Source organism: Streptomyces sp. BK239, from assembly GCF_004217285.1.
GTDB lineage: Bacteria > Actinomycetota > Actinomycetes > Streptomycetales > Streptomycetaceae > Streptomyces.
On record NZ_SHKS01000002.1, the window covers coordinates 594,083 to 617,262 of the forward strand.

Annotated in this window: 25 protein-coding genes; 14 read left to right on the forward strand and 11 right to left on the reverse strand. The window is 72.8% G+C overall.

Going from position 1 to position 23,180, the window contains the following annotated elements; all coding sequences use genetic code 11:
• The first annotated feature begins 6 nt into the window (after positions 1 to 6).
• Genes EV567_RS08505 through EV567_RS08515 form a run of 3 tightly spaced genes read left to right on the forward strand, consistent with a single transcriptional unit; the run spans position 7 to position 1,376 of the window.
• Entirely contained in the window at positions 7 to 441 is a 435-nt protein-coding gene (locus EV567_RS08505; protein WP_130438037.1) for a roadblock/LC7 domain-containing protein, read from the forward strand.
• Between the two features lies 1 nt (position 442).
• On the forward strand, positions 443 to 805 hold the full coding sequence (locus tag EV567_RS08510; protein ID WP_130438038.1) for a DUF742 domain-containing protein: 363 nt from the start codon (positions 443 to 445) through the stop codon (positions 803 to 805).
• Complete coding sequence (locus EV567_RS08515; RefSeq protein ID WP_130438039.1) at positions 792 to 1,376, forward strand: ATP/GTP-binding protein; 585 nt, start codon at positions 792 to 794, stop codon at positions 1,374 to 1,376. Before EV567_RS08510 ends, EV567_RS08515 begins: the two co-directional genes overlap by 14 nt.
• Before the next feature lie 19 nt (positions 1,377 to 1,395).
• Here the strand turns inward: EV567_RS08515 and EV567_RS08520 are convergent, their stop codons facing one another.
• The gene (locus EV567_RS08520; RefSeq protein ID WP_130438040.1) at positions 1,396 to 1,815 is read right to left on the reverse strand and encodes an ankyrin repeat domain-containing protein; all 420 of its coding nucleotides are present in this window, start codon (positions 1,813 to 1,815) and stop codon (positions 1,396 to 1,398) included.
• A 97-nt stretch (positions 1,816 to 1,912) separates the two neighbouring features.
• Positions 1,913 to 2,869, reverse strand: a complete 957-nt coding sequence (locus EV567_RS08525; protein WP_130438041.1) for an ABC transporter substrate-binding protein — start codon at positions 2,867 to 2,869, stop codon at positions 1,913 to 1,915.
• A gap of 262 nt (positions 2,870 to 3,131) precedes the next feature.
• Here EV567_RS08525 and EV567_RS08530 point away from each other — a divergent pair, with 262 nt between their 5' ends.
• The 4 genes from EV567_RS08530 to EV567_RS08545 are packed head-to-tail and all read left to right on the forward strand — an operon-like array spanning position 3,132 to position 7,488.
• Positions 3,132 to 5,939, forward strand: coding sequence for an ATP-binding protein (locus tag EV567_RS08530; RefSeq protein ID WP_130438042.1), 2,808 nt, complete (start codon positions 3,132 to 3,134; stop codon positions 5,937 to 5,939).
• A complete protein-coding gene (locus EV567_RS08535; protein ID WP_130438043.1) occupies positions 5,936 to 6,412 on the forward strand; it encodes a roadblock/LC7 domain-containing protein in 477 nt (158 codons plus the stop codon). Before EV567_RS08530 ends, EV567_RS08535 begins: the two co-directional genes overlap by 4 nt.
• A 49-nt stretch (positions 6,413 to 6,461) precedes the next feature.
• Positions 6,462 to 6,902: a DUF742 domain-containing protein gene (locus EV567_RS08540; protein WP_130438044.1), complete on the forward strand. Its 441-nt coding sequence runs from the start codon at positions 6,462 to 6,464 to the stop codon at positions 6,900 to 6,902.
• Positions 6,889 to 7,488, forward strand: coding sequence for an ATP/GTP-binding protein (locus EV567_RS08545; protein ID WP_130438045.1), 600 nt, complete (start codon positions 6,889 to 6,891; stop codon positions 7,486 to 7,488). Before EV567_RS08540 ends, EV567_RS08545 begins: the two co-directional genes overlap by 14 nt.
• 46 nt (positions 7,489 to 7,534) lie before the next feature.
• Here the strand turns inward: EV567_RS08545 and EV567_RS08550 are convergent, their stop codons facing one another.
• The 5 genes from EV567_RS08550 to EV567_RS08570 form a co-directional block, all read right to left on the reverse strand.
• The gene (locus tag EV567_RS08550; RefSeq protein ID WP_130438326.1) at positions 7,535 to 8,212 is read right to left on the reverse strand and encodes an ABC transporter permease; all 678 of its coding nucleotides are present in this window, start codon (positions 8,210 to 8,212) and stop codon (positions 7,535 to 7,537) included.
• Positions 8,209 to 8,883: an ABC transporter permease gene (locus EV567_RS08555; RefSeq protein WP_130438046.1), complete on the reverse strand. Its 675-nt coding sequence runs from the start codon at positions 8,881 to 8,883 to the stop codon at positions 8,209 to 8,211. Before EV567_RS08555 ends, EV567_RS08550 begins: the two co-directional genes overlap by 4 nt.
• Positions 8,880 to 10,019 (reverse strand): ABC transporter ATP-binding protein, encoded by a 1,140-nt coding sequence (locus EV567_RS08560; RefSeq protein WP_165430331.1) that lies wholly within the window; start codon positions 10,017 to 10,019, stop codon positions 8,880 to 8,882. The genes EV567_RS08555 and EV567_RS08560 overlap by 4 nt, the downstream gene beginning before the upstream one ends.
• Positions 10,020 to 10,136: 117 nt before the next feature.
• The gene (locus tag EV567_RS08565) at positions 10,137 to 10,568 is read right to left on the reverse strand and encodes an FMN-binding protein (RefSeq protein ID WP_130438047.1); all 432 of its coding nucleotides are present in this window, start codon (positions 10,566 to 10,568) and stop codon (positions 10,137 to 10,139) included.
• Between the two features lie 10 nt (positions 10,569 to 10,578).
• Positions 10,579 to 11,916 carry a ferric reductase-like transmembrane domain-containing protein gene (locus EV567_RS08570; RefSeq protein ID WP_130438048.1) on the reverse strand — a complete coding sequence of 446 codons (1,338 nt, stop codon included), beginning with the start codon at positions 11,914 to 11,916 and terminating at the stop codon, positions 10,579 to 10,581.
• A gap of 166 nt (positions 11,917 to 12,082) precedes the next feature.
• Between EV567_RS08570 and EV567_RS08575 the strand changes: the two genes are divergently transcribed.
• The 3 genes from EV567_RS08575 to EV567_RS08585 all read left to right on the forward strand — a co-directional run bounded on the left by EV567_RS08575 (position 12,083) and on the right by EV567_RS08585 (position 15,355).
• Positions 12,083 to 12,772 carry a response regulator transcription factor gene (locus EV567_RS08575; RefSeq protein ID WP_130438049.1) on the forward strand — a complete coding sequence of 230 codons (690 nt, stop codon included), beginning with the start codon at positions 12,083 to 12,085 and terminating at the stop codon, positions 12,770 to 12,772.
• Positions 12,769 to 14,226: a cell wall metabolism sensor histidine kinase WalK gene (locus EV567_RS08580; protein ID WP_130438050.1), complete on the forward strand. Its 1,458-nt coding sequence runs from the start codon at positions 12,769 to 12,771 to the stop codon at positions 14,224 to 14,226. Before EV567_RS08575 ends, EV567_RS08580 begins: the two co-directional genes overlap by 4 nt.
• 91 nt (positions 14,227 to 14,317) lie before the next feature.
• Entirely contained in the window at positions 14,318 to 15,355 is a 1,038-nt protein-coding gene (locus EV567_RS08585; protein WP_130438051.1) for a lysylphosphatidylglycerol synthase transmembrane domain-containing protein, read from the forward strand.
• A gap of 48 nt (positions 15,356 to 15,403) precedes the next feature.
• On the opposite strand, the gene msrB is transcribed toward EV567_RS08585, so the two are convergent.
• The 4 genes from msrB to EV567_RS08605 all read right to left on the reverse strand — a co-directional run bounded on the left by msrB (position 15,404) and on the right by EV567_RS08605 (position 18,926).
• Complete coding sequence (gene msrB, locus EV567_RS08590; RefSeq protein ID WP_130438052.1) at positions 15,404 to 15,811, reverse strand: peptide-methionine (R)-S-oxide reductase MsrB; 408 nt, start codon at positions 15,809 to 15,811, stop codon at positions 15,404 to 15,406.
• A gap of 24 nt (positions 15,812 to 15,835) precedes the next feature.
• Complete coding sequence (murC, locus tag EV567_RS08595; protein WP_130438053.1) at positions 15,836 to 17,227, reverse strand: UDP-N-acetylmuramate--L-alanine ligase; 1,392 nt, start codon at positions 17,225 to 17,227, stop codon at positions 15,836 to 15,838.
• Positions 17,228 to 17,482: 255 nt separating this feature from the next.
• Complete coding sequence (locus EV567_RS08600) at positions 17,483 to 17,956, reverse strand: indole-3-glycerol phosphate synthase (RefSeq protein ID WP_207228711.1); 474 nt, start codon at positions 17,954 to 17,956, stop codon at positions 17,483 to 17,485.
• Positions 17,957 to 18,143: 187 nt separating this feature from the next.
• Positions 18,144 to 18,926, reverse strand: coding sequence for a pyrimidine reductase family protein (locus EV567_RS08605; protein ID WP_130438054.1), 783 nt, complete (start codon positions 18,924 to 18,926; stop codon positions 18,144 to 18,146).
• A 70-nt stretch (positions 18,927 to 18,996) separates the two neighbouring features.
• Between EV567_RS08605 and zapE the strand changes: the two genes are divergently transcribed.
• The 4 genes from zapE (at position 18,997) to EV567_RS08625 (ending at position 22,873) form a co-directional block, all read left to right on the forward strand.
• Positions 18,997 to 20,112 (forward strand): cell division protein ZapE, encoded by a 1,116-nt coding sequence (gene zapE / locus EV567_RS08610; RefSeq protein ID WP_130438055.1) that lies wholly within the window; start codon positions 18,997 to 18,999, stop codon positions 20,110 to 20,112.
• 209 nt (positions 20,113 to 20,321) lie between these two features.
• Positions 20,322 to 20,714: a hypothetical protein gene (locus tag EV567_RS08615; RefSeq protein ID WP_130438056.1), complete on the forward strand. Its 393-nt coding sequence runs from the start codon at positions 20,322 to 20,324 to the stop codon at positions 20,712 to 20,714.
• Between the two features lie 78 nt (positions 20,715 to 20,792).
• A complete protein-coding gene (locus tag EV567_RS08620; protein WP_130438057.1) occupies positions 20,793 to 21,371 on the forward strand; it encodes a carbonic anhydrase in 579 nt (192 codons plus the stop codon).
• An 8-nt stretch (positions 21,372 to 21,379) separates the two neighbouring features.
• Positions 21,380 to 22,873, forward strand: coding sequence for a SulP family inorganic anion transporter (locus EV567_RS08625; RefSeq protein WP_130438058.1), 1,494 nt, complete (start codon positions 21,380 to 21,382; stop codon positions 22,871 to 22,873).
• The last annotated feature ends 307 nt before the right edge of the window (positions 22,874 to 23,180 follow it).

Consider the following 23,180-nt stretch of genomic DNA (forward strand, 5'->3'; position numbering starts at 1 on the left):
ACCGCGATGACATACTCCACGCCCGCCACCGACACCAAGCTCGACCAACTGCTCACCGGACTGGTGGAGAAGGTCGCCGATGTGAACCAGGCCGTCGTGCTCTCCGAGGACGGGCTGGTGGTCAGCAAGTCCCTGGGCTTCACGCGCGAGGACGCCGAGCGGCTGGCGGCGACCGCGTCCGGCCTGATGAGCCTCAGCAAGGGCGTCAGCATGGACTTCCGCGGCGGCCCGGTGCGCCAGGCGCTCATAGAGATGGCGAACAGCTACCTGATCCTCACCTCGGCCGGGCCGGGGGCCCACCTGGTCGTGCTGGCCGGCTCGCACGCGGACGTCGGCGTGGTGGCGTACCAGATGAACATGCTGGTGAAGAAGATCGGCGAGCACCTCAGCGCGGCGCCGCGGACCGGTGTCGGTCCCGCCTCGCGCCGTCTCGGCGGGTGAGGTGAGCGGAGGCGACGAAGCGGGCCGGCTGGTGCGGCCGTTCGCCCTCACCGGCGGGCGGACCCGGCCCAGCCGTGCCGACTTCACGCTCATCACTACGGTGACCGCGGTGGACCCACCGCCGGAGCGGGCGACCCGGCCGCAGCCCGAGCATGCGCGGATCGTGCGGATCTGCGCCCGGCCGGTCGCCGTTGCGGAGCTCGCGGCGCTGCTGGACCTGCCGGTGAGCGTGGTCGTCATCATGCTCTGCGATCTGCTGGAGGCGGGGCTGATCACGGCCCGGCCGCCCCGTCCCGTGACCGGTGACGGCGGCCGGGACCTGGAGCTGCTGCAGAAAGTGAGGGACGGCCTTGACCGCATCTGACCCCACCGCCGCCGGGGCCCCTGCGGCCCCCGACGCGGTGAAGATCCTCGTCGCCGGCGGTTTCGGCGTCGGCAAGACCACGATGGTCGGCTCGGTCAGCGAGATCGCGCCCCTGCGCACGGAGGAGCCGCTGACCGTCGCGGGCCTGGACGTGGACGACCTGAAGGGCATCGAGGAGAAGCGGTCCACCACCGTGGCGCTCGACTTCGGGCGGATCACCATCGGCGACGACCTGGTGCTGTACCTGTTCGGCACGCCGGGTCAGCAGCGGTTCTGGTTCATGTGGAACGACCTGGCCGTCGGCGCGCTGGGAGCGGTGGTGCTGATCGACGTGCGCCGGCCGGACGCCGGTTTCGCGGCGATCGACTTCTTCGAGCGGCGCAAGATCCCGTTCGTCGTCGGGGTCAACGGCTTCCACGGGCTGCACCCGTATCCGGCGGACGAGATCCGTCAGGCGCTGGCGCTGCCGGCGGGCGTTCCGGTGCTGCTGTGCGACGCCCGGGAACGGGAGTCGTGCCGGGACGTGCTGATCGCGCTGCTCGATCTGCTGATCGCCGACGCGGGCCGGTAGATCCCCTGTTGACGTCTCGTCAGATTGTGGCTCCGGCCGCGCGCAGTACGGCGATCGTCTCCGGGTACGGCCCCGTGGCCGCCCACTCCAGCGGGGTGCGGCCGGTGCCGTGGTCCTCGCGGCGGGCGGGGTCGGCGCCGTGGGCCAGGAGGACGCGGACGGTGTCGGTGTGCCCCCAACATGCGGCCGCGCACAGAGGTGTTCCCTCGGAGCCGAGGCCGCCGCTCTCCACGTCGGGCGGGGCTCCGGCGGCGAGAAGGAGCCGGGCGGTCTCCGCCGCCCCGTGCACGGAGGCCGCGTAGAGGGGGGTACGACCGTCGGTGTCGGCCACCGCCGGATCGGCGCCGGCGCGCAACAGCGCGGCCACGCCCTGCCGGTCGCCGGACCCGGCCGCGCCGACCAGGCGTGCCGTCAGCTTCTTTTGCCGTCTTCTGTTCACGGCCGACGAGGGTAGCGGGGGCCGCTGGCGGTCGCCTCCCGTTTTCCGGCGGACCGGGAGCAGGTCACGACCCGGCCCGCCCCGGCAGCCGCGGACCTCAGGACAGGCCGGCCGACTTCAGCCACGCCTTGGCGACGTCCAGCGGGTCCTTGCGCTGGAGCTGCACCTGATCGTCCAGGTCGAGCAGCGTCTTGGTGTCGAGCTTGGCCGAGACCGCGTTGAGCGCGTCGACGCCCTCCTTCGAGAGCCCGCTCTTGTAGACCAGCGGGGTCACGTTGGCGAAGCCGAAGAGGTTCTTCGGGTCCTTGAGGACGACGAACTTGTCCCTGTTGATGGTCGGGTCGGTGGTGAAGATGTCCGCGGCCTGCACGGTGTCCTTCTTCAGCGCGGCCTGGGTCAGCGGGCCGCCGGCGTCGAGCGCCTTGAAGGACTTGAACTTCAGGCCGTACACCGCTTCCAGGCCGACCATGCCCTGCTGCCGGGTCTGGAACTCGGGCGAGCCGCCGAGGACCAGCTGCGGGGCGATGTCCTTGATGTCGTCGAGGGTGGACTCCGCGGTGAGGTTGTGCTTCTTCGCGGTCTCCTGGTTGAGCGCGACGGAGTCCTTGTCCTCGGCCGCGGAGGACTCCAGCAGCGTCAGCTTGGGGTCGAGCTTGGCCTTCACGGCGGCGTTGACCGCCTCCGTCGACTTCTGCTCGGCCTTCGCGTCGAAGTAGGCGAGCAGGGAGCCGTTGTACTCGGGCAGAACGGTGATGGAACCGTTCTTGAGCAGGCCGTACGTGGTCTCGCGGCTGCCGATGTTGGGCTTGTAGGACACCTTGATGCCCTTGGCCTTGAGGGCCTCGCCGTAGATGTCCGCGAGCAGGATGCTCTCGGCGAAGTTGTTGGAGCCGACGACGACGGTGCTGCCGTCCGCCTTCCCCTCGGCGAGCGGGTCGGTGGTGTCGTCGGAGGAGGAACATCCCGCCAGCAGGACCGTCGTCGCGACGAGGGCGACGGCTGCCGCGCCGGGGTGGTGCCGGAGGGACCTGCTGCTGTGGGCGTTGGAAGTCACGGTTGCCGTTCCGGGCTCGGGGGTCGGTGAGAGGGAACTGAAGCACGCTGCAACTGATCCAATCCATCCGCTTCTCCATCAGTCAAGTGCCTCCGGGTTACCGATCGGCTTCGATTCGTGACCGATCGTGTCCGCGAAAGGGGCGCTTCGTAATGGATTCTTGACTTAGGGCGACAACCCGACCGCACAAAGGCGCGATAGTGTCACGGCAGTTGACGTCGGTCACAACGGCGTGCGCCTGCGAGACCCTGAAGGAGGCCTGGTGTCCACGAAACCGGTGGACGCGCCCGCCCGGCCGCCCGGGGCGGCCTCACCGGTCCGCCGGGGCCGGCGGGGCTTCGCCGACAGATGGCCTTTCCAGCGCAAGCTCAACGTCCTCGTCGGCGTACCGATGACGGTGATCGCACTGCTGCTGACGTACCTCGTCGTGAACCTGGTCGAGGAGTCCGACCGCGCCGAGTCGGCGGCCCGGCTGGTCCGGGACAGCGCCGAGGTGGCCCGACTCGTCACCGACCTACAGGCGGAGCACCAGCAGGCCATCCTGCTCTCGGTGCGGCACGAGGCGTCGTTCGACGGCGGCACCCCCTCCACCAGCGCCTACCGGGTCGCCCAACTCGCCGTAGACTCACAGGTGCAGAAGGTGCGCGACACGTTCGGCGGGCGGCTGCCGGCCGGCGAGGCACAGGCGCTCAGGGAGATCGAGGGCCTGGCCGGCCTGCGCGACACCATCGAGCAGGGCTTCCTCCCCGCCGACAACATCGACCCCGCGTACACGGGCGCCGCCGACGGCCTCATCGACGGACTCGGCCTGGACCGCAGCTCCGACCTCGCGACGACCTTCACCGGCAACCTGCTCGACTCGCTGTTGCGCGCCGACGCCGCGCACGGCGCCTTCGAGACCGGTGTCTTCTCCGCCCGTACCGGCGACAGCAACGCCCTCATCGAGTTCATGAACGCGGTGGGCTCCGCCGAGTCGTACGCCTACCAGTCCGGGCGGTTCGCCCGGTTCGCCACCGAGGCGCAGACCGACGAGCTCGGCGGCGTCGAGCACAACTCCTCGATGGCCGCGATCGGCCGGCACTACGCCGAACTGGCCGTCGACCCCAGCGTGTTGCAGGCCGGCTCCAAGGACGAGCTGCGCGCGGCGTTCCGGGAGGCGCTCGACTCCTACCACCTCTACAACCAGCAGGCCTCGACGCGGGTCGAGATCACCGGCTCGCTCATCGGCCAGATCGCCGACCGGGCCGACGACGCGTCGACCAGCGCCCAGTGGCGTGCCGGTCTGCTGCTCAGCCTGGCGCTGCTCGGCTTCGCCCTGTGGATCGCCCTCGCGGTCCTGGTGCGCCGTAGCGTGATCCGCCCGGTGCTGGCCCTGACGGGGGCCGCTCAGGAGGTCGCCGACGTCGCCGGGCGCGAGCTCGCGCGGGTGGCGGACGACGACGCCGAGGAAAGCGGGCCGCCCCGTCTGCGCGAGCTGCCGGTCACCGCGGACGACGAGATCGGCGAACTCGCCGAGGCCTTCAACAACGTTCAGACCACGGCGGCCGCGCTACTTGAGCGCCAGGTGCTCAGCCGGCGCAACGTGGCGGAGATGTTCGGCAACGTGGGCCGCCGCGTCAGTAACCTGACGACGCGTCAACTCGCGCTGATCGACGCGGTGGAGCGTGGCGAGACCGACCCCGCGCTGCTCGAACGGCTCTACTCCATCGACCACATCGCCGTCCGGTTGCGCCGCAACGCCGACAGTCTGATGCTGCTGGCCGGCATCCGCGAGGCCGTCCTGGACTCCGGCCCCAGCGCGCTGACCAACGTGGTGCGTGCGGCGCTCGGCCAGATCGAGGGCTTCCAGCGGGTACGGCTGCACGCCGGGACCGAGGTCATGGTGGAGCCCGACGTCATCGGCGACCTGACGCTGATGGTCGCCGAACTCCTGGAGAACGCCGTGTCGTTCTCGCCTGAGGGCAGCCCCGTCGAGGTGGCCGTCGACTCCGTCGACGGCGGTGCGACGATCACCGTGGCCGACCACGGTCTGGGCATGAGCGCGGAGCGCCTGGCCGAGGAGAACGCCCGTCTGGTGCGCCGCGAGCGCCTCGACGTGGTGCCGACGAAGGTGCTCGGCCTGTTCGTGGTGGGCGCGCTGGCGCGCCGCTGGGACATCGCCGTCACCCTCTCCCGCACGCCCGGCGGTGGTGTGACGGCGGAAGCGGTGATCCCCTCCGCCCTGCTGCTGACTCCGAGCGGCACGAGCGACGCCGGGACCGCGCGAGCGCTCACGGGGGCGGACCCGGACGCGGAGGCGTACGGTTCGCTTCCCGCGCCCTCGGCGCCCGCGTCCGGCCCCTCCCGTGCCCTCTCCGTCCCGGCCTGGGCCGCCGACGACGGTGAGCCGGCCCCGCTCCCCCGCCGCGTCCCCCGGCGCGACCCGGCGTCGGCCGACGAGACGCGGCCCCCGCACCCGGCCCACGCGAGGACGTCCGACCCGGATCTCCCCGACGGCACCGGAACGCACGGCGAGGAACAGGTCCCGGCCCCCACCGAAGCCCACGAAGGCGCGCCCGCCCCCGCCCACACCGGCACCGCGACCCACCAGGCCGCCCCGGCCCCCCGCACCGAGGCTCCCCGGACCGCCCGCCCCCAGGCCGACCACACCGCCCCGGCCGCCGCCACCGCCTCCACCGAGGCCCGCGACCCCGCCCCGGTCCCCCACCCCCGTACCGAGGGCGGCACCTCCGGCCGTCCCGTCCGGGCCGACCGCCCGGCGGAACCCCAGCCCGACGGCCCCCGCCCGCTGCGCCGCAGGGTCCGCGGCGCCACGCTGCGCACGACCGCCGACGCCGCCCAGCAGGCCGCGCGCGGCCCCGCACGGCCCGCGGACGCGGACGCCGTCCGCAGCGCGCTGGAGGAGTTCGAGGCGGCCGTGGAACGCGCCCACCGCGACACCGGCGAGCACCCCCGCCCCGCGGTCCCCGCCGCCATCCCCGTCACCGAAGACACGCAAGACACCCAGGACACCGACCACCGGAACCCCGCGCACCGCCAGAACCACCTTCCGGAAGGAGCCGAGCAGTGAGCACGTCGACAGGTGAGACTCCCCCGGGAGACGCCACGCCGACCGATCTGCGGGCCGCCGCAGCCGACTTCACCTGGCTGCTCAACCGATTCGCCACCGAGACCGCCGGGGTGGTGGACGCCATCGCGGTGTCCTCCGACGGCCTGCTGATCGCCGTGTCGGAACTGCGCGAGCACGCCGACTCCGAGCGGCTGGCCGCGATCGTCTCGGGCATCACCAGCCTGGCCGCGGGCGCCTCCGGCAACTACGGCCTGGGCGGTCTGAACAAGGTCATCATCGACCTCGAAGGCGGCCACGTCCTGGTCTCCGCGATCGGCAGCGGCGCCGTCCTCGGCGTGGTCACCGACAAGGAGGCCAAGCTGGGCAACATCGCCTACGAGATGACGGTGTTCGCCAACCGGGCGGGCGCCGCGCTGAGTCCGCAGCTCGTTCTGGAGCTGAAGAACAGCGTCGGCGCCGTCAGGTCGCGCTGACCGGCCGTCGGCGCCCGGCCCGCCGGTCCAGAGAGGAAGCGAAGCAGCGATGGCGGACGGCCGCACCGCGCGCGACGCCGGCGAGGACGGCGCCGCACCGGTCGGTCCCGCGTCCGCCGTCCGGCCCTTCCTGGTCACCGCCGGGCGGGTCGCGGGCGCGGGCGCGGCGTCGTCCGGGCGGACGATGCCCGTCGAGACCCAGTTGGTGGCCACCGCCGACGGGCTCGGCGCCCTCGACCGGCTCTGTTTCGAACAGCACGACATCGTCGCCGCCTGCCGGGTGCCGCAGTCGATCGCGGAGATCGCGGCCCGGCTGCGGCTGCACCTGAACGTCGTGCGGGTCCTCGCCGAGGACCTGCGCGCGGCGGGGCAGCTGTCGGTGCACGTGCCGGACGCCGGCGTCGCCCACGACGCGTCCGTCCTGCGCAGGCTCATCGATGGCCTCCGTGCCATCCCCGACTCCCGGGGGGTACTCCGTGACTCCGACTGAACCACTCGTACGGCACACCGCCGACCAGGCCGCCGTACGGCCCCCGCTGCCGGTGAAGCTGGTGATCGCGGGCGGCTTCGGCGTGGGCAAGACCACCGCCGTCGGCGCGATCTCCGAGATCGAGCCGCTGACCACCGAGGCGGCCATCACCGAGGTCGCCGCGGGCGTGGACGACCTCAGCCACACCCCGCGCAAGACGACGACCACCGTCGCCATGGACTTCGGCTGCATCACCATCGACCCCACCCTGAAGCTGTACCTGTTCGGCACGCCCGGGCAGGAGCGGTTCGGGTTCATGTGGGACGACATCGTGGAGGGCGCGGTCGGCGGGCTCGTCATCGTCGACACGCGCCGCCTGGACGACTGCTACGCCGCTGTGGACTACTTCGAGCACCGGCGGATCCCGTTCGCCGTGGCCGTGAACGCCTTCGACGGCCAGGTCGCGCACACGCTGGAGGAGGTCCGCTGGGCGCTCGACGTGTCCGAGGGCGTGCCGGTGCTGGTCTTCGACGCCCGCGAGCGGGGCTCGGTCCGCGACGCGCTGCTGGTGGTGCTGGAACAGGCGCTGGCGCGGACCCAGGGGTGAGCGCGCCTCCCCTCGCGGGGCGGTGGCGCGCCTCCCCTCGCGGGCGTCAGGCCTTGGGGTCGCCCCGGCGCACTCCCGGCGACACCGCCACCCGGGCCACCGCCCAGAACACGGCGAGGGTCGCCAGGGCCATCACGGCGGTCAGACTGGCGCCGCCCACGACCTTCTCGTAGTCGCGCTGGTAGAGGCCGTCGACGATGTAGCGCCCTAGGCCGCCGAGGCTGACGTACGCGGCGATGGTGGCGGTGGAGACGATCTGGATGGCGGCGGAGCGCAGGCCGCCGAGGATCAGCGGGAGCGCGACCGGCAGCTCCACCCGGAAGAGGATCCCGCTCTCCCGCATGCCCATGCCCCGGGCGGCGTCGACCGGGGAGGGGTCGACGGAGCGCACGGCCTCGTACGTCGTGACCAGGATGGGCGGGACGGCGAGGACGACCAGCGGGATCATCACCGGCAGCATCCCGAAGCCGAGCAGCAGGGTCATCAGCACCAGCAGGCCGAAGGTGGGCAGTGCCCGCCCCGCGGTGGCGACCATGGACAGCGCGTTGCCGCCGCGGCCGTAGTGCCCGGTGAGCAGGCCGACCGGCAGTCCGACGGCGGCGGCGAGGGCGAGCGCTTCGAGGGTGTAACCGGCGTGCTCCCCCAGGCGGGTGGGGATGCCGTCGTAGCCCTGCCAGTGGGCGCCGTCGCTGAAGAAGGCGTGGATGAAGTTGAGGACGTTCACCGGGTCGCGACCGCCTTCCGCGGCGTACGGGCGCCGCTCGGCATCCACGGCGTGAGCAGGACGCGCAGGAGCACCAGCAGGCCGTCGGCGAGGATCGCGAGGACGGCCATGGTGAGCACGGCGTTCCAGGCGAGTTCCGGCCGGTTGTAGATGGTGGCGTCGTGCAGGAGGTTGCCGAGGGCGCCCTGGTTGCCGATGAGGGCGCCGACGCTGACGAGGCTGATGCTCGACACGGTCGCCACCCGCAGCCCGGCGATGATCGCGGGCACGGCGATCGGCAACTGCACCTGGAGGTAGCGGCGTACGGGGCCGAAGCCCATGGCGGTGGCGGCGGCGAGCGTCTCCCGCGGCACCGAGCGCACCCCGTCGACGATCGCGGGGACGAGGACGACCAGCGTGTAGACGGTCAGCGGGATCATCACGGTGAGCTCGGTCTGGCCGGTGTAGTCGATGAGGACGACGAAGAAGGCCAGCGAGGGGATGGCGTACAGCACGGTCGTCACCCACAGCACCGGCGGGTACAGCCAGCGCAGCCGCACGCAGAGTTGGGCGAGCGGCAGGGCGAGCAGCAGACCGGCCAGGACGGGCAGCAGGGCCTCGCGCAGATGCAGCCCGATGAGACCGGCCCAACTGTGCTGGAGGTCGCTCGGGATGTCGAAGAACCCGTTCACCGGACGGCCTTCACCGCGGTCTCGGCCGCCTCGTCGCGGCCTTCGGCGTGGGCGCCGCGGATCGCCTCGCCGATGCTCTGCTGGGAGACGACGCCGGCCGCCCGGCCCTCCTCGTCGACGGCGACGGCCCAGCCGGTGGGCGAGAGCACGGCGCAGTCCAGCGCGGCCCGCAGCGAGTCGGTGCCGGCGGTGAACGGCCTGCCGCAGGAGAGCAGCCGGGCGGGGTCGATCCGCCCGGCCGTCAACTCGTCCGGCTCGCCCCAGCCCAGCGGCTTGCCCTCGACGTCGGTGACGAGGAGGTAGGGGGCGCCGGCGCGGGCGGCGATCTGCTCGGCGCTCGCGTCGACGGCGACGATCGGCGTGGTGAGCAGGTCGAGTCCGGCGCAGGTGAAGAAGGACAGGCGCCGCACGCCGCGGTCGGCGCCGAGGAAGTCCTCGACGAACTCGTCGGCCGGATGGCTCAACAGCTCGGCGGGCGGCGCGAACTGGGCGAGCCGGCCGCCGGTGCGCAGCACCGCCACCATGGTGCCGATCTTCACCGCCTCGTCGATGTCGTGCGTGACGAAGACGATCGTCTTGCCCAACTCGTCCTGCAAGCGCAGGAGTTCGTCCTGGAGTCCCTTGCGGACGACGGGGTCGACGGCGGAGAACGGCTCGTCCATCAGCAGGACCGGCGGATCGGCGGCGAGCGCCCGTGCGACGCCCACGCGTTGCTGCTGGCCGCCGGAGAGCTGGTAGGGGTACCGCTTGGCGAGCGAGGCGTCGAGACCGACCCGCTCCATCAACTCCCGCGCCCGCGAGCGGGACTTGTCCTTGCTCCAGCCGAGCAGGCGGGGCACGGTGGCGATGTTGTCGACGATCGTGCGGTGCTGGAAGAGACCGGCGTTCTGGATGACGTATCCCATGGACCGGCGCAGGGTTTCGACGGGTTGCCGCTGGATGTCCTCGCCGTCGAGGAGGATGGCGCCCTCGGTGGGCTCGACCATCCGGTTGATCATGCGCAGGGTCGTCGTCTTGCCGCATCCGGAGGGGCCGACAAGGACGGTGATGGAGCGGTCCGGTATGTCGAGGGAGAGCCGGTCGACCGCCACGGTGCCGTCCGGGTATCGCTTCGTGACTGAATCTATCCGTATCAAAACGCCGAATGCCCTTCGGGTCTGACAGTCTCCGCCCGCTCTCGACCTTTTGAGGTCGGGCCGTTGCGGAGAGAGTCTAGACCTGTCGTTTTTCGGCAGGGCGCGGGGCCGCGGCCGTCAGGAGGTCCGCGCGTCGATGGCGGCCTGGAGGGACTTCTTGTAGCCCTCGCTGGTCACCGTCGCCCCTGACACCGTGTCGATGTCCGCGCTCTGCGCCTGAAGCGTCCCCGCGATCAGCCTCGGCACCGCGGCCGTCGTCTGCGGGTGGTCGGGCTGCTTCAGCATCCTGACGGCCGTGATCCGGCCGCCCTCGTAGGTCACCTCGACCTGCACGTCCCCCTTGTCGGTGCTCACGACCGTGCCCTTGACGACGACGGACGAGCCGGACGCGGAGCCGGACGCGGGCCCGGCGGCGGAACCGGCCGGCGAAGTCGTCTGCGCCGGCGCCGCGACCGCGCCGGACGACGGCACCCCCGAGGACGGCTCGTAACGCCACACCGGGATGAGCCCGGCGATGCTCAGGACCAGGACAGGCAGTGCTCGCTTCACGGTCTTCCTCTCATCCCGCCAGGCTGAAACGCTCGAAGTGGACCTGCGTCCGGGGCACGTCCAGCGCGCGCAGGCTGCCCAGCACGGCGTTCATCATCGGCGGCGGTCCGCACAGGAACACGTCCCGCTCGGCGATGTCCGGCACCAGCCGGACCAGCTCGCCCGGGGCCAGCCTGTCGGGGACGGGCGGGCCGGTCACGAGGTGCAGCTCGGCGCCCTTGGCGTGGGCGAGGTCGCGCAGCTCGTCGTGGAGGACGGCGTCCCGGTCGGCACCCACGCGGTAGATCACGACGGCGTGGCCGTGCAGTTCCTCCAGCAGCGCCCGGATGGGCGTGACCCCGACGCCGCCGGCGATGAGGACGGCCTCCGGCCGGGTGCGGTGCATCGCGGTGAAGGCGCCGTAGGGGCCCTCGGCGAAGACGCGGGTGCCGGGCTGGAGGTGACGCAGCCCGGCGGAGCCGTCGCCGGCGGCCTTGACGGTCAGGCGCAGGGTGCGCCCGTCGGGCGCCGCCGACAGCGAGAACGGGTTGGCCTGCCACCAGCGGTCCTTGGTGAGGAACCGCCACAGGAAGAACTGCCCCGCGCGGGCCGGCAGCCGGTCCAGGTCACGTCCGGTGACGTAGACGGAGACGACGTCGTCCGACTCGGGGACGACCGCCTCGACGCGCAGCCGGTGACGCCGGTTGCGCCACAGCGGCAGGACGATCCGGCCGGCGAACACCGAGCCGAGGGCGACGCCCCACACGCCGTACCAGTACGCCGTCGCGGCGGACGAGGCGGTGAAGGTGGTGCCGGCGGCGACCTGGTGGGTGAAGGCGAGCACCACGGCGACATAGGCGTACAGGTGGACGAAGTGCCAGGTCTCGTAGGCCAGTCGGCGGCGGGCCCAGCGGGCGGAGGCCCCGCCGACGACCAGCAGGAGGCCCGTCGCCACGACCGCGCGGAAGACGCCCTCGACGGTCTCGGCGAGGTCGACCACCTGGCTGACCGGGTCCAGGGAGGACGACTCGGCGTAGCCGAAGGCGATGAACACGACATGCCCGACGAGCGTCCACAGCAGGCCGAAGCCCGTCCAGCGGTGCCAGTTCGTCAGCCGGTCCATGCCGATGCGGCGGTCCAGCCAGGGGAGCCGGGCGACCAGCAGCAACTGGAACGCCATCAGCAGCGCGGCGTACAGACCTGCGAACCGGCCCACCACGACGAGGGCGTTGGAGGCGAAGCCCGCCTGGACGGCGAAGAGGGTCACGACGGCCGCGTTGGCGGCCAGCACGGCGTACAGACCGGTGCGGGCCACGGCCCGGGGCCGTATCGTCGCGGTGCGCGCGGGAGGCGACTGGACGGTCGTCACGGACGGGAACTCCTCGGCCTCAGGGGCCCTGGGGGGCCTCAGGACACCGAGCCTGGCCGCCGGAGCTGTCGATCTCCTGTCGTACAACTTTCAAGTGTGTATCGATCTGCGCACGGGTGCGGAACCGGGCTCCGGTCCGGCCGGTTCGGTGACGCAGTATGACCCCGTGGACAAAGTGCGACTCCTCGTGGTGGACGACGACCCTCCGATCGCCGATCTCGTGGCGACGGTCGCCCGTTACGAGGGCTGGGAAGCGGTCACCGCGAACACGGGCGAGGAGGCGCTGCGCCGCGCCGCCGAGTTCCGCCCCGACATCGTGGTGCTCGACCTGATGCTGCCGGACGTCGACGGCTTCGGCGTCCTGGACCGTCTGCGGCGGTCCGGGACCATGGTGCCGGTGGTGTTCCTGACCGCCCGCGACGGCGTCGCCGACCGGGTCGCGGGGCTGACCCGCGGCGGGGACGACTACCTGGTCAAGCCGTTCGCGGTGGAGGAGCTGATGGCCCGGCTGCGCACCGTGCTGCGGCGCAGCGCGGGACCCGCCTTCCAGCGGTCGGTGCTGCGGGTGAGCGATCTGACGATGGACGAGGACACCCGTGAGGTGCGGCGCGGCGAGCGCCTGCTGACGCTGACGCCGACGGAGTACGAGGTGCTGCGCTACCTGATGCGCAAGTCGCCCACTGTGCTGACCAAGGCGCAGATCCTGGACCATGTGTGGGAGTACGGCTTCGGGGGCCGCTCCAACGTCGTGGAGCTGGTGGTGAGCCGGCTGCGGCGCAAGCTCGACGCGACGGGCGCGCCGCTGATCCACACCGTGCGCGGCTTCGGGTACGTGGTCCGGCAGGCGGCCCGGTGATCCGCAGGATCCGGCGGGCGTACCGCAGGCTCCGGCTCGGCACCCGGCTGGCGCTGGGCCTGGGCGCGCTGGCGCTGGTGGTGTTCGCCATCGTCGGCACGGCCCTGACGACCTATATGCGCGACTATCTGTCCGCGCAGCTCAACGAGCAGCTGAAGCTCGCCCAGGTCGCGCAGTCCAAGAGCATCGCCGACTCCGGCACGCTGACCGGCAAGAAGTACTACCGCTGGTACTACGCCGTGTACGACGTGTCGGCCGACGGCACGCCGGTGCTGCGCAGGCCCGAGGACGCCGGCGACCTGCCCGGCGACCCGGCCGGCGTCGCCGACTTCACCGCCCTGGCGAGGACGCAGACGTCCACGGGCGCGGAGGTCCTGCGCACCGAGCACCTCAGGGGCGAGGGCGTGTACCGGCTGCGGGCCTGTTCGGCGGGGCCCGGCGTGGTCCTGGTCAGCGGCGCGCCGATGGACGCCATCGAGGGCACCGTACGGCGGCTGGTCACCGTCCAGGTCGTCACCTTCGGCCTCGCGCTGCTGGCGCTCGTGGTGTGCGGCCGGGCGATGCTGCGGCGCGGGCTGAAACCGCTGAGCGACATGGCGCACACCGCGCACGGCATCGCCTCGCACGACCTGACGGAGTCGGCGTCCCGGCTGCATTTGCGCGCGCACGCGCCGGGCGGCGGCCCGGAGGTGGAGGAACTGCGCACCGCGTTCAACACGATGCTGGAGCACATCGACGACTCCCTCGCGGTCCGCGCCCGGGCCGAGCAGCGGCTGCGCAGCTTCGTCGCGGACGCCTCGCACGAGCTGCGCACCCCGCTGATGTCGGTGCGCGGCTACGCGGACCTCTTCCAGTACGCGGCGGCCAACGCCCCCGAGGAGCGTGACCGGCATCTGGCCCGGCTGCGCGCCGAGGCCGCGCGGATGGGCGTCCTCCTCGACGACCTGCTGCTGCTCGCCCGGCTGGACGCGGCGGAGGTGGAGACCCCGCTGCGCATGGCGGACGCCGACCTGGTCTCGCTGGTCGAGCAGGCCGCCGACGCGTTCCGTGCGAGCCATCCCGGCCATCCGCTGACCGTGCGTCCCGGGCCGGAGTCGGTACGGCTGCGGCTGGACGCGCACCGTGTCCGCCAGGTGCTGGACAACCTCCTCACCAACGCGGCCGTGCACACTCCGCCCGGCACCCCGGTGTCCGTCGCGGTGTCGGTGACGGGGGACTCCGCGCTGGTGCGGATCTCCGACGAGGGGCCAGGCGTCCCGCCCGGCGACCGGGAGCGGGTCTTCGACCGCTTCTACCGCGTCGACAAGGCCCGAAGCCGCGACCGGGGCGGCAGCGGACTCGGACTGTCGGTGGCCCGTTCGCTGGCCGACGCCCACGGCGGCTCCCTCACCCTGGCCGGCGCGGCGGGCCCGACGGTCTTCGCCCTCGCCCTGCCGGCGACGTCGTCCGGATGACGCCGTCGGGGCACCTTTGAGCTGTGCGGGGCGCGGGCAGAACTCTCCCAGCCCCCGCCCGCGGACATGACGCGAAAGGACGCCGTGCGCCGTGCCCCCGCTGCCGCTCGACGGTCCCGCCTCCCCGCTCCCCCGCGCGGACGACCGCCCCCCGCCGACCGTCACGTCCGCCCGCCCCTCGGCGGCCCGCGCCTCCGGCTCGTCCGTCGTACGCCGGGTCCTCGCCCTGCTGCCGCTGCTGATGCTCGCCGGGTGGGCCGCCCTCGACCGGCGCTCCCTGAGCGAGGGCGCCGCCCGTCTCGCCGCCGCCGACCCCTGGTGGCTGCTGGCCGGGTGCCTGTTCACCGGCGCGGGTTGGATCGCCGCCGCCTGCTCCCGCCAGGGCGCGGTCGCCGACCGGCTGCCCAAGGGCCTGCTGCTGGTGTCCCAGATCGCCGCGGGCGCCGCGAACAACCTGCTGCCCGCGGGCATCGGCGCCCACGCGGTCACGGTCCGCTTCCTTCAGCGCCGGGGCGTCCCGCTGCCCCGCGCCACCGCCTCCGTCGCCCTGTACTCCCTGGTCAGGGCAGTGGCGAAGATGCTGGTGCTCCTGGTACTGCTGCTGGCCGCGCCGACCGCGGCGCCCCCGGTCGAGCTTCTTCCCGAAGGGCGGACGCTGCTGACGGCCGCCGCGGGGGCGGTCCTGATCCTCACCGCGGGCGCGGCTCTCCTGGTTCTCGTACGCCCCCTGCGCCGGCCCGCCGTGGACTTCGTCCGCACGGCGCTCACCGACGCCCGCCGGCTGCACCGCCGCCCGGCCCGCTTCCTCCCCCTGTGGGGCGGAGCGACGGCGGCCCCGCTGCTCCAGGCCTGCGTCCTCGCCTCGGTCGGCACGGCACTGGACGTGCCGCTGACCTGGCCGCAGCTGCTGTTCGCGTTCCTCGCCGCGAGCACCGCCGCCGGCGCCGTCCCGGCCCCGGGCGGCATCGGGCCCGTCGACGCGGCCCTGGTCCTCACCCTGGCCGGCTACGGCGCCCCGCTCCCCCTGGCCACCGCCACCGTGATCGGCTACCGCGTGCTGACCGTCTGGCTGCCCATGCCGCCGGGCATGCTGGCGCTCTCGGCCCTGGTGCAGCGCGAGGCGCTGTGAGCGCCCGGCCCCTCGGACCGGACGCTCACCCCTGCTCCCGTGCCGACGTCAGCTCTCGGCCGGCGTCAGCCGCAGCGACACGCTGTTGATGCAGTACCGCTGGTCGGTCGGGGTGGGGTAGCCCTCGCCCTCGAAGACATGGCCGAGGTGCGAGCCGCAGCGCGCGCAGCGCACCTCGGTGCGCACCATGCCGTGCGAGCGGTCCTCGATCAGCTCGACGGCGTCGCTGTCCTTCGGGTCGAAGAACGACGGCCAGCCGCAGTGGGACTCGAACTTGGTGTCGGAGGTGAACAGTTCAGCGCCGCAGGCCCGGCAGGAGTACACGCCCCGCGTCTTGGTGTCGGTGTACTCACCGGTGAAGGCGGGCTCGGTGCCCGCCTGGCGCAGCACGGCGTACTCGGCCGGGGTGAGCTCCGCCCGCCACTGCTCGTCGGGCTTTTCGACGTCGTACGACATGAAGGCCAACCCCTCTGTTTCTCTCTACCGCTGTGCGAGACGGTCCAGGATCCTCGGGCCCAGGTCGGTCACGTCTCCCGCGCCCATGGTGAGAACGAGATCGCCGGGCTTGGCCATTCCCGCGACGAGGGCCGGCGTCTCCTCCTTGTCGTGGACCAGGGTCACGTCCGCGCCCGCCGCCCGGCCGGCGGCGATGATCAGCTCGCTGGTCACACCGGGGATCGGGTCCTCGCGGGCCGGGTAGATGTCGAGGACGAGGGAGGTGTCGGCCAGGGCCAGCGCCTCGCCCATCTCCTTGCCCAGCTCCTGCGTGCGCGAGAACAGGTGGGGCTGGTAGACGACGAGGATGCGGCCGTCTCCGGCGGCCCCGCGCATCGCCTCCAGGTCGGCGGTCATCTCGGTGGGGTGGTGCGCGTAGGAGTCGATGACCTGGACGCCCGCGGCCTCGCCCTTGAGCTGGAGGCGGCGCTTGACGCCGGTGTACGCGCCGAGCGCCGTCGCCAGCGCGGTGGCGGGGACGCCGAGGGCGACGCCGGCGGCGAGCGCGGCGACCGCGTTGTGCGCGTAGTGGCGGCCGGGCACGGAGACCGTGAAGGTGATCTCCTGGCCGTCCAGGGCGACGGTCACGCTGCTCTTCAGCCCCTGGGCCGTCACGGACAGGATCCGCACGTCGGCGTCGGCGGACTCGCCGTACGTCACCACGCGCAGGCCGCCCTCGATCCGCCGCGTCAGCTCGCGCGCGCCCTCGTGGTCGGCGGAGATCACCAGCGTGCCGCCGGGGACGACCTTGCGGACGAAGGTCTCGAAGGACTCGTAGATCTCGTCCATGGAGGCGTAGTTGGCGTGGTGGTCCAGCTCCACGTTGAGGACGATGGCGACCTCGGGCGCGTAGGTGTGGAAGCTGCGGTCGGACTCGTCCGCCTCGGCGACGAAGATCTCGCCCTCGCCGTGCTCCGCGTTGGAGCCGGGGACGTCCAGGTCGCCGCCGATCGCGTACGAGGGGTGCAGGGCCAGCTCGGTCAGCGCGACCGCCAGCATGGACGTGGTGGTGGTCTTCCCGTGGGTGCCGGCGACCGCGATCGGGCGTAGACCGTCCATCAGCCGGGCGAGAGCGTCCGAACGGTGGACGACCGGAATGCCCAGCTCCCCCGCGCGGGTGAGCTCCGGGTTGTCCGCGCGGATCGCCGACGACACCACGACACAGGTCGCGTCGTCGGCCAGGTGCCCGGCCGCGTGCCCGATGTGCACGGTGACGCCGAGCGCGCGGAGCGCCTCGGCGGTCGCGGTCTCCTTGGCGTCGCTGCCCGCCACCCGGGCCCCGCGCCGAGCGAGGATCTTGGCGATGCCCGACATCCCGGCGCCGCCGATGCCGATGAAGTGCGGTCGGTCCATGGCGGTAGGAAGGCCAGGTGCCATGCGTGTTCTCCCAAGTTCCGTACGACACTGAAGGCGCCCCCGTGCCGGAGCGCGCCCCCAGACTATTGCGTACAGAACCGACGCGTCCCGGTAGGGCGTGTTTCGAAAGTAGCGTCGTCGGCCCGCAGGGCGGGGCTCGCGGCGTCCGGTGCGGTGCATCGCACGGCGCGCGGCGAGGCGCCGTGCCAGGCGTCGCGAGTCGGACGGTGGTTTCGAAACACGCCCTGGGTGCCCGGAGTGCGCCCGCGTGCCGGGTCAGGTCTTGCTGTGTGAGAACAGTTTGAGCACGGGCACGCCGACCTTGTGGCGGGCGCGGGAGGCCCAGTCGCGGTGGAAGAACTCCTCCACGTAGTGCGGATCGGTAAGGACGATCACCTCGTCCGCGTTCACCTCGTCGACGAGGGACTTCAGCGCGTCCAGCGGGTGGTCCTCCACCAGCCGCCCCACCGCCCCGCTCCCGGCGGCGTGCAGCGCCTGCAGCGAGACCTCCAGGGCGCGCTCGCCGAACCCCTTCGCCTCGTCGCCCTCCGGCGTCTCCCCCTCGCGCGCGGCCTCGTCGATCTCGCCGAGCGCCACGTCGTCGATGGCCCGCAGCAGGCGGTCCGCCTGGTCGCCGCGCGGCTGGAGCAGCACGTGGAAGGCGACCTGCTCGTCGCCGTGCAAGGTGGTGACGAACTCCACGTCGGCGGACGTCAGGGCCTTCTCGATCATCAACACGCTTGTGAACACCAGCGCCCCATTCTCCTTCGAGGACCCCCGTGGCCCTCAGTCCTCCGTGAGCCGTGCCCGGCCCTGCCGAAACCATCCTTCCCCGTACTCGCACGGGAAGCGCGCGGCGTGGTCCACCCGCGCGCCGTGCCCGCCTGCCCCGGATCCGGCCCGCCACACCCGGGTGCGTCCAGCCGGCGCCGGCACGTCAGTCGCCTCGCTCCCGGCGGTAGCTGCCGTAGAGGAAGCCGTCCTCCTCCAGGAGGGAGGCCAGCGCGTACCGCTGCGGCACGGCGATGGCGGGGCCGCCCGCGATCCGCTGCGCGTCACCCGCCGTGAGCAGCGGCGAGAGGGTCACGCACAGTTCGTCCAGCACGCCGGCGGCGACGAGCTGCCCCAGCAGCCGGGGGCCGCCCTCGGTCAGCAGCCGGGTGTGCCCGAGGCCGGCGAGGGCCGGCACGACCCGGTGCGGCTCGACGCCCGTGCCGTCGCCGGCGACGACCACCCGGGCGCCGGCCTTCTCGGCGGCCGCGACCCGGTCGGGGGCGGCCGCCGCGCCCGTCAGGACGAGGGTGGGGACCAGCGGCGAGGTGAACAGCGGGAGGGAGAAGTCGAGGTCCAGGCTCGCGGAGACGACGGCGATGGCCGGCGCGGGCCCCTGCCCGGCGGCCTCCCTCCGCCGGGCGAACTCCGCACGCGCGCGTGCCGGGCGGTACCCCTCCTGGCGTACCGTCTCCGCGCCGACGAGCACCACGTCAGCGAGGGCCCGCAGGGTCCCGAAGATCCGCATGTCCGTGGCGTTGGAGATGGGCTGGGAGCGCCCGTCGTGCTGGGCGGCGCCGTCGAGCGTGGACACCATGTTGGCCCGCAGCCAGGGCGCGGGCCCGCCCGGCCCCGGCCGGGGATAGGCGTAGGCCTCGGCGATGTCGTCGAGCCCCCACTCCCGGGGCTCGGTCGCTGTCTTGTCGGTCACAGGGAACAGCCGTCGCATGCCAGGCAGTCTGGCACGCCCCGCACGGCCCCGGCGGGCGGCGTTCGCCGCGGCAGTACGATGGGGAACCGTGTCGTCCTCCACTCCCGCCTCCGCCCAGACGTCCCCTCACGGGCCGATAGCCGACGCCGCGCCGGTGTCCCTGTGCGCTCGTGAGCCGCGGGTCCCCGCGGACCGGCTGGTCGCCGAGATGGTTCCGCCGCCGCGGTTCGACTCGGTCCGGTTCAGCACGTACATCCCGGACCCGAACCAGCCCAGCCAGACCGAGGCGGTCGGCGTGCTGGAGGGTTTCGCGGCGGGGCTCGGCGCGCGGGCGGCCGGTTCCGCCAAGCGGGGGTTCTTCGGCTTCGGCAGGGCGAAGGCGCCGAGGGCCGCGCCCGGCCCGCGCGGCGTCTACCTCGACGGCGGCTACGGCGTGGGCAAGACGCACCTGCTGGCCTCGCTGTGGCACGCCACCGAGGCCGAGCCCGAGCTCAAGGCGTTCGGCACGTTCGTGGAGCTGACCAACCTGGTCGGCGCGCTCGGCTTCCAGCAGACCGTGCGGACGCTCTCCGGTCACCGGCTGCTGTGCATCGACGAGTTCGAGCTGGACGATCCCGGCGACACCGTCCTCGTCTCCACCCTGCTGGGCAAGCTGGTCGACGCGGGCGTCGCGCTCGCCGCCACCTCCAACACCCTGCCGGGCAAGCTCGGCGAGGGCCGCTTCGCGGCGGCCGACTTCCTGCGCGAGATCCAGGGCCTGTCGGCCCACTTCCGCGCCCTGCGCATCGACGGCGAGGACTACCGCCACCGCGGCCTGCCCGAGGCGCCGGCGCCGTACTCCGACGAGCAGGTGAAGAAGGCCGCGTACGACGTCGAGGGCGCCTCGCTCGACGACTTCCCCCGGCTGCTGGAGCACCTCGCCAAGGTCCACCCCAGCCGCTACGGCGCGCTGACCGACGGCCTGAAGGCGGTCTGCCTCACCGACGTGCGGCCGGTTCCCGACCAGTCGACGGCGCTGCGTCTGGTCGTCCTCGCCGACCGGCTCTACGACCGCGAGGTGCCGGTGCTGGCCTCCGGGCTGCCCTTCGACCGGCTGTTCAGCGAGGAGATGCTGAACGGCGGTTACCGCAAGAAGTACTTCCGGGCGATCTCGCGGCTCACCGCGCTCGCCCGTGACGCGGGCCGCCTCGTCGAAGGCGGCTGACACACCCGGCCGACAGGCTCATTACCCCGAGAGACCGAAGCGGATCAAGAGGCTTTTCCAGCCGTCCACCCCGCACGCTTCAGCCTGTCTTCAGCTCGAAACGTTAAGTTAACCCTGCAAACGACTTTGCAGGGTTAATGTGTTTCTTGACCATCCGTTGACCAACCGTTGGTCCGGACTAGAGGCGTGAACGGCCGGGAGGGGGGCGTGTGTTCCGGGGTACGACCGTCAAAGCCCTGGTGGCGCTCCTCGCTGCCGCCCTGCTCGCCCTCCCGCTCCTCACGCCCGCCGAGTGCTTCGCAACCGCGCACAAGGCCCGCCATGCCGAGGCCAAGACCCAGTCCGGAACCAAGCTCTCCGGCAAGGCGCTCCGCGACACGAGCACGTCGCCCCGACCCTGCGACCCCTCCGGGGACCCGACCGGTCCCCTGCGCGCCCGCGACCGGCACCGCGCCGCCGACCTCCCCCCACAGGGAATCGAACGGCCCCTGCCGGCCCAGGACCGGACGGACCCACCCCCACCCTCCGCCCGCGCCGCGCTCACCCTGCCGAGACCGTCGGCAGCTCACTCCCCGGCCGCACTCCAGGTCTTCCGCTGCTGACCGCACAGAGCAGTTCCCCCCACCTCTGTCACGCAAGCCCGACGCGCCGTTCGGCGCGCCAGGAGGAGTCAACACGCCATGCAGCCCCTCATCGACAACGCCCGCACGCACGGACAGCGCCCTGAGGAGTTCGCCCCGCTGGCCCAAGGCCAGTCACCGCAGGTCCTGTTCATCACCTGCTCCGACTCCAGGGTCGTCCCGGCCCTGATCACGGGCGCCCGGCCCGGCGAGCTCTTCGAGCTGCGCACCGCGGGCAACATCGTCCCGCCGTACGCCTCCGAGCACCCCACCAGCGAGGCGGCCACCATCGAGTACGCCGTGGAGGTCCTCGGCGTCAGCGACATCGTGGTCTGCGGACACTCCCACTGCGGCGCCGTCGGCGCCCTGGTCCGCGGCGACGACCTCACCGCCGTGCCGGCCGTGCGGGAGTGGCTCACGCGGACCGAGCCCCGCCCCACCGGAGCGGTCGAGGACCCGTGCGTGGCCGAGGGCGTGCAGAACCACATCCTGGCCCAGGTGCTGCGGCTGCGCTCGTACCCGTTCATCGACAAGAAGCTGTCGGCCGGTGAACTCACCGTGCACGCCTGGTACTACGAGGTCCACACCGGTTCGGTGCTGAGCCACGACACCGCCTCCGACGCCTTCCGCGCGCTGTGAGGGGCCCCGTGAACATAGCCAGGACATCCAGGTTCCCCCATCTCAAGGCGGACTTCGCCGCCTCCCTCGTGGTCTTCCTGGTCGCGCTCCCGCTGTGCGTGGGCGTGGCCGTGGCCTCCGGCGTGCCGGCCGAGCTCGGGCTCGTCACCGGCATCGTCGGCGGCATCGTCACCGGTCTGATGCGGGGCAGCAGCCTCCAGGTGTCCGGTCCGGCGGCCGGTCTGACCGTGCTGGTCTTCGAGGCGGTGCAGGAGTTCGGGCTGCCCGCGCTCGGCGTCATCGTGCTCGTCTCCGGGCTGCTGCAGATCGCCATGGGCGCGCTGAAGCTCGGGCGGTACTTCCGGGCCATCTCGGTCTCCGTCGTCGAGGGCATGCTGGCCGGGATCGGCCTGGTGCTGATCGCCGGGCAGCTCTACTCGATGGCCGGCACCAAGGCGCCGGAGTCCGGGCTCGCGAAGATCGCCGGGCTGCCGGAGGCCCTCGTCACGTCCCTCGGCGACACCGGCGCGCTGGCCTCGCTGGGGCTCGGCGCCGGCACCATCGCCGTGCTGGTGCTCTGGAAGCGGATGCCGGCCAAGGTGCGCACGGTGCCCGGGCCGCTGGCCGCGGTCGGTCTCGCGACGCTGGCCGTGCTGGTGTTCTCGATGCCGGTGGCCACCGTCGAGGTGCAGGGGCTGCTCGGTTCGATCCAGCCGCCGCCGCTGGGCGAGTTCGGCGAGCTCGCGAGCGTCGGTCTGCTCGGCACCGTCATCGCCTTCACGCTGATCGCGTCCGCGGAGTCGCTGTTCAGCGCGGCGGCGGTGGACCGGCTGCACGACGGGCCGCGCACCGAGTACGACAAGGAACTGGTGGCGCAGGGCGCCGGCAACGCGGTGTGCGGTGTGCTCGGCGCGCTGCCGATGACCGCGGTGATCGTGCGCAGCTCGGCCAACGTCGCGGCGGGCGCCCGCACCAAGGCCTCCCGGGTGATGCACGGCGTCTGGCTGCTGCTGTTCGCGGCGCTGCTGCCGAGCGTGCTGGCCTACATCCCGCTGCCGGCCCTCGCGGGCATCCTCGTGCACGCCGGCGCCAAGCTGGTGCCGCTGCGCGCGATCGCCACGCTGTGGCGCGAGCACCGGGGCGAGGCGCTGATCCTCGTCGTCACGGCCGTGTCGATCGTCGCGGTCAGCATGTTCGAGGGCGTCCTGATCGGCCTCGCGCTCGCCGTCGTGAAGACGGCCTGGGAGGCCTCGCACATCAGGGTCCAGGTGATCGACAAGGGCGCGGGCCCGGTCCGGGTGTACCTGTCGGGCAACGCGACCTTCCTGCGACTGCCCAAGATCCTCGACGATCTGGAGGCCCTCCCCCAGGACCGCCCCGTCGAACTGGACCTCACCGGCCTCCACCACCTCGACCACGCCTGCCGAACCGCCCTGGAAACCTGGGCGGAACGCCACAGCGCGGTAGGCCCGGAACCGGTGAAGGTACGAGAACCCCAGCCGGAGCCGGCCACAGCAGCGTGACGCCCTGCCGGGCGGCCGGTCTGGTACGGGGCTGGCTCGGTTGGCCGGTTCAGCCGGACCGGCTCGCCCGGCCGGACCGGCTCGCCCGGCCGGACCGGCTGGTACGGGGCCGGCCCGGCGGAGGCTGATTCCGCTGGGGCTGGCCCGGCTCGTCCAGCCGGTTCGGCCGGTTCGGCTCGTTCGGCCGGCGGGACCATGATGGTTCGGCCGAGGCGGTCGCTGCGGCAGCGCGGCCCGTTTGGGAGTGCCGCGGGGTGCTGCCGGTCTCGTTGGCGCAGCCGACGCTCCGGTCGTTTGTCCGTCCCCG